This window comes from Stenotrophomonas sp. 05L44_2, from assembly GCF_056665995.1.
In genome coordinates, this window is the sequence record NZ_JBFTNR010000215.1 from 1 (window position 1) to 5,568 (window position 5,568).

7 protein-coding genes are annotated in these 5,568 nt (G+C 67.3%); all 7 read right to left on the reverse strand.

The window, feature by feature from the left end; translation table 11 throughout:
* Positions 1-352: DNA repair ATPase (locus AC1VAN_RS09400; protein ID WP_480985691.1), on the reverse strand; the 352-nt coding region annotated here is incomplete at its 3' end.
* 82 nt (positions 353-434) lie between these two features.
* Positions 435-2,453: a flotillin family protein gene (locus tag AC1VAN_RS09405; protein ID WP_480985692.1), complete on the reverse strand. Its 2,019-nt coding sequence runs from the start codon at positions 2,451-2,453 to the stop codon at positions 435-437.
* Positions 2,450-3,124 (reverse strand): DUF1449 family protein, encoded by a 675-nt coding sequence (locus tag AC1VAN_RS09410; protein ID WP_032975011.1) that lies wholly within the window; start codon positions 3,122-3,124, stop codon positions 2,450-2,452. Before AC1VAN_RS09410 ends, AC1VAN_RS09405 begins: the two co-directional genes overlap by 4 nt.
* 169 nt (positions 3,125-3,293) lie before the next feature.
* A complete protein-coding gene (locus AC1VAN_RS09415; RefSeq protein ID WP_025876155.1) occupies positions 3,294-3,950 on the reverse strand; it encodes a phosphoribosylanthranilate isomerase in 657 nt (218 codons plus the stop codon).
* Positions 3,947-4,717: a tRNA pseudouridine(38-40) synthase TruA gene (truA, locus tag AC1VAN_RS09420; RefSeq protein ID WP_025876154.1), complete on the reverse strand. Its 771-nt coding sequence runs from the start codon at positions 4,715-4,717 to the stop codon at positions 3,947-3,949. The genes AC1VAN_RS09415 and truA overlap by 4 nt, the downstream gene beginning before the upstream one ends.
* Positions 4,718-4,749: 32 nt before the next feature.
* Positions 4,750-5,109: a VOC family protein gene (locus AC1VAN_RS09425; RefSeq protein WP_025876153.1), complete on the reverse strand. Its 360-nt coding sequence runs from the start codon at positions 5,107-5,109 to the stop codon at positions 4,750-4,752.
* 23 nt (positions 5,110-5,132) lie between these two features.
* Positions 5,133-5,568: FimV/HubP family polar landmark protein (locus AC1VAN_RS09430; protein ID WP_480985693.1), on the reverse strand; the 436-nt coding region annotated here is incomplete at its 5' end.

Here is a 5,568-nt window from a genome sequence, read left to right on the forward strand (position 1 = left end):
GTACCAGCCGGTACAGACCGAACACATCTTCGATGCGGGTCTGGGTCTTGAGCCCGATGAACACGTTGTAGCCGAACAGCAGGCGATCCGGGCCGACCTGGACGATGTCGCGGCCGACACAGTTGTTCTCGCTGCGGATACGGAAACGGCCGACCACCTCCAGGCGGCTGTCGCCGAACTCGGCCAGGCGCTGGCGGTTCAGCTGCTCGGCAACGGCCTGCAGGCGCTGGCCCTGTTCGCCGAGACGGCGCCGCAGGACTTCATAGGCGCCGCCCTGGGCTACGGCCTGGTCGACGGTATCGCCGGCAGCCTCTGGTGCGACGGACTCGGTGGACGGTTTGGTTTCGGACATCAGCAGGTTTCCGGCTCACGGACGGCCGGCCGTCGATGCGGCCGGCACGGGTGGGCGATGGCGATGGCCATCGCCGGGTGGATCAGCGCGCGCTGTCGACCACGACGGTCGCCGCGACGGGCACGGTCTCTGCGTCCTCGGCGATCTGCCGCGGTGCATTGTCGGCCACGTTGACGCCCAGGTAGCGCTGCATCAGGTCCTGCACGATCGGACTCTTGCCGGCGAAGCCCTCGATCGACTTGCCCAGCGAAACCGCCTTGATCAGGTTCTCGAACATGCCGCCGTCGCCGCCAACCAGGTCGATGTCGGCGTTGCGCAGCGCGCTGGCGATGACGCCGGCGTTCTCGCGCGAGACTTCCTTGCCGGCTTCGATCGAGGCCAGCGCCTGCTTCAGGCTGTTGTCCAGCATCATGCGGAATTCTTCATGGCCGCGCGCCTGGTCGCTCAGCGAGGCGATGGCCTCGAACTTGCGGACCAGGCCCTCGGCCTCGGCCAACAGCTTCTTCTGCACCACGCCGGCTTCGGCGTTGCCCAGCGATTCGGTGGCGGTGGCGCGGGCCAGGCCCATCTTCTCCTCGCCCTGTGCCTGGGCCTGCAGCGTCTCGGCCAGCACGCGCGCCTCGTTGCTGCCCTGCTTCAGGTTCGCTTCGGCCTTGGCTTCGATCACGCGCGCCTCGGCGATGCCAACCTTCTCGATGGCCAGCGCCGACGCTTCGCGTACCTGCGCTTCGGCCAGGCCGGGTGCGGCCTGCTCGGCGCGGAAGGCATCGGCCAGCAGGCGCTTGGCCTCGGCCTGCTTGCCGGCGGCTTCGTGCTCGGCCTGCGCCAGCGTGGTCAGCTCCACCGCGCGATGCTTGGAGGCGGTCTCGCGGGCCTGGGCTTCCTTCACTTCGCGCACCAGCGATTCCTGCGCCTTCGCCTCGGCTTCCAGGATCAACACCTGCTTCTGGCGGTCGGCCTCGGAGACTTCGCGCACTTCCTTGATGCGCTCTTCTTCCTGCGCCACGGTCTTGTCGATGGAGATGCGTTCGCGGGTGATGTTGGCCACGTCCATCTTGCCCTGCTCGACCACCTTGTCGCGCTCCACGCCCTGCAGCTGCACTTCGCGGTCGGTGGTGACCTGCTCCAGCTGGCGTGCGCGCTCGACGCGCTCGGCTTCGATGGCCACGGCGCGCTGGCGGTTCTGCTCGGCCACTTCAACTTCGCGCATGCGGTTCTGCTCGCGGATGTCGATCACCTGCTGCGCTTCGATGCGGGCGTTCTCGGACAGCTGGCGCTGCTCTTCCTGCACCTTGGCGGTCTCGGCTTCCTCGCGCGCACGGATGGTCTCGATCTCGCGCTTCTGCCGTGCCTCGGCTTCGGCCTGCTGCCGTTCAAGGGCCAGCAGTGCTTCGCGGGCTTCGACGTTCTTCTTGGTGATGGCCAGCTTCTCGTTCTGCTCCAGCTCGTTGGTCACCACGTTCTGCGCAGCGGTCAGCTCGGTGATCTTGCGGATGCCCTGCGCATCGAGGATGTTGAACTGGTCCAGCAGCGACTTCGGAGTCTGCTCCAGGTAGTCGATGGCCACGTCTTCCAGCACATACCCATTGAGGTCGTTGCCGATCACCGCGATGATCTCGTCGCGGAATTCCTGGCGCTTCTCGAACAGCTCGGTGAAATCGAACTTCTTGCCGACCGTCTTCAGTGCTTCGGAGAACTTGGCGTTGAACAGCTCATCGACGGCATGCTTGTCCGACGCGCGGTCGGCGCCGATCGCCTTGGCCACGCGCAGTACGTCGGCCTGGGTCTCGTTGACGCGCAGGTAGAACGCCACGGCGATGTCGGCGCGCATGTTGTCGCGGCAGATCAGGCCTTCCTTGCCGCGGCGGTCGATCTGCAGGGTGATCAGGCTGATCCGCATCAGCTCGGCGCGGTACAGCACGGGAATGATCAGCGCRCCGGTGAAATGCACTTTCGGGGTSGMACTCATGTCGTTGACGATCAGGGCCACGCCCTGGTCGACCTTGCGGTAGAACGCCTTGAACAGGCCCGCCACGCCGAGCAGGAGGGCGAGGACGCCGCCCACGATGATCAGGAAGGGGAGCACGGATGCCAACGTCATTGATGTTTCTCCTTGTTGCCCGGAAGCAGGTTGTCCTGGAAGTCGAGGGCGACCGCGTCGGCGCGGACCACCCGGTAATGGTGTTGTGCAGCCACGTGCTCGACCAGCACGATGCGCTCGCCGCGCTGCAGTTCGATGTCGCTGCGGATCTGCAGGACCAGGCCGGCACCGCCGTCATCGACGGTGGCATGGCCACTGCGTGCGTCGACCTTCGGCGAAGCGACCACGCCGACCCGGCCCAGCAGCGAGGCCTGCGGCACCGGGCGCAGGCGCAGCAGGAAGCGGCGGATGGGACGCAGCAGCAGCGCGGTGACCGGCACCGCCGGCAGGGGTGCGAGCACCGCCACGACGGTGCCCAATGACCAGCGCAGCAGGTCGGGCAACGGCAGCAGCAGGTACAGATGGATGAAGTAGGTGAGGGTCCAGGCGAACAGGCTCAGCAGCGTCACCACCACCATGAGCGGCACGCCGCCCAGGCCCCAGCGCGCCAGCAGCGCTGACAGGCCACTGAGATGGGCATCGCCTTCAAGGGCGCCATCGGCACCGGCCTCGCCGAAACCGTCATCGACCAGGCCAAAGGCGGCAATCCCCCAATACAGRACCGCCACCGCCAGCGCGACGCTGTACGGGAGGGTCGGATAACCGAGTACGACGGTTAGGAATTCCTGCATCGCTTGCCTTCCTGGGCGGGGGCGCCAGGCGCCCGTTCGGAGCACGCCACCAGCGGCTCCGTCGATCCTCGTGCCGGCCCTCATGGCCAGCACGCTTGGGGATCATCCTATGTGAAGAGGGTGTGCAGGCTCAAATGTGAAGACCGGACACCTCGGAAGTGACCGTGTCTCAATCCAGCACGGCGCAATCGGAGCGCCGGACTTCTTCCACGAACGTGCGCATCTTGTAGCCGTCCTTGATGCCCGGCTCCAGTTCGATGCCACTGGAGACATCCACGCCCCACGGCAGGGTCGCCAGCACGGCGTCATGCACGTTCTCCGGCGTCAGGCCTCCGGCCAGCAGGAACGGCCGGTGCAGGCCGGTGGGGATACGCGACCAGTCGAAGGCCACGCCGGTACCGCCGCCGCCGCCCGGCGCATGGCTGTCGAACAGGAAGCCGGCGGCGCTGGGGTAGCGCAGCTGCAGGGTGCGCGCATTGATCTCCTCGCGCCCGCCCATGGCGATCGCCTTCAGGTAAGGCATGTTGAAGCTGCGGCAGAAGCTCTCGTCTTCCTCGCCATGGAACTGCAGCAGGGTCGGCCGCACGGTACGCAGCACCTCGCGCACTTCTTCCCTGCTGTTGTTGCGGAACARCGCCACCACGTCGACCATCGGTGCGATGGCCTGGCGCATCGCGCGCGCTTCGGCCGGCGCGACCCGGCGGCTGCTCTCGCGGGCGAAGATGAAGCCCACCGCATCCACGCCCAGCTCGCCGGCCAGGCGCACGTCGCCGGCACGGGTCATGCCACAGAACTTGATGCGGGTACGGTAGTAGGAGCGGCTCATAGCGTTACCTCGGCGGGCAGATGCCAGTTGTCGGGGTACAGCGGCCCCAGGAACACCAGTCCCTGCGGAGGAGCGGTGGGACCGGCCACGGTGCGGTCGCGCCCGGCCAGCAGTTCGGCGATCCACTCCACCGGCTGCTCGCCACTGCCGACCAGTATCAACGAACCGACGATATTGCGGACCATGTGATGAAGGAATGCATTGCCGCGCACCGCCACCTCGATGACGTCGTCGTGGCGGCTGACCTGCAGCGACTGCAGCTCTCGCCGGGCATGCAGGGCCTGGCACTGGACCGAGCGGAAGGCGCTGAAATCGTTCTCGCCCAGCAGGGCCTGTCCGGCCAGGTGCATGCGCTCGGCATCGAGCGGGCGCCGCTCCCAGCTCAGGGTCTGCCGGCCCAGCGCCGGGCGCACTTCGCGATTGAGCAGGCGGTAGCGATAACGTCGTGCGCGGGCGGAGAAACGGGCATGGAAATCGTCGGCCACCGGCACGCACCAGCGCACGGCGATCGAACGCGGCAGGCGGGTGGTGGTGCCGAGCATCCACGCGCGCGGATCACGTACTACGTCGGTGTCGAAGTGCACGACCTGGCACTGGCCGTGCACGCCGGCATCGGTGCGGCCGGCGCAGACCACCTGCAGCGGGGTATCGGCCACCGATGACAGGGCCTGTTCCAGGCTGGCCTGGACGCTGGGTCCGCCCTCGCCCAGGTTCTGCCAGCCCCTGAAATCGCTGCCGTCGTACTCGACGCCGAGCGCGTAACGCATGTGCTACCTCGATATTGCGGGTGGGGCGGCGCTCAGGCCGGGTCGCGCTCGGACCAGACCGCCAGTTCGTTGCCACCGGGCTCGACGAACTGGAAACGGCTGCCGCCAGGGAAAGAGAACACGGTCCGCACGATCTGACCACCGGCCGCACGCACCGCCGCTTCCATCGGCGCCAGCTGGTCGGCATACAGCACCAGCAGTGGCGCGCCTTCGCTGGCACGTTGTGGTTGGCCACGGAAGAAGCCTCCCTGCAGGCGGCCATCATCGAAAGCGGTGTAGTCGCTGCCGTAATCGACAAACGACCAGCCGAACACGACCTCGAAGAACGCGCGGCTCGCAGCCGGGTCGCTCGAGGCGAATTCAACATAGTCGAGACGGCGTTCGCGGGTCATCGCAGGTCCTTGTCGAAAGGGTGTCAGGGCAGACGCGCCAGCAGTTCGCGGGCCTGCGCCTGGCAATGCAGGTCACCCCCTTCGGCAACCTCCTGCAGCAGGGTGCGCGCGGTCTGCGCGTCGCCCAGGTCCAGATAGGCGATGGCCAGTTCCAGCCGCTCCTGGCCGATACGCGGTGCCCAGTCRTGGCCATYGTCTGCAGCAGACCCGACGGCGTCCTCGGCGGCAGCACGGTCGTCGTGCAGGTCGACCGGTGCAGCCGTCTCATGCTCATGCGGTTCGGCCGGCAGATCGAACACACCGCGGAACTGCGGCTCCTGTTCGGCCTGCAGCGCGTATTCGGGCACGGCCACCTCGGCTGGCTCGATGGGCGCCACCGCAGCCGCGCCGGCAGGATCGTCCCAACGCGGCAGATCGTTCACCGCAGCAGGCAGTTCAACCCGTTCGTCTTCATCAAGC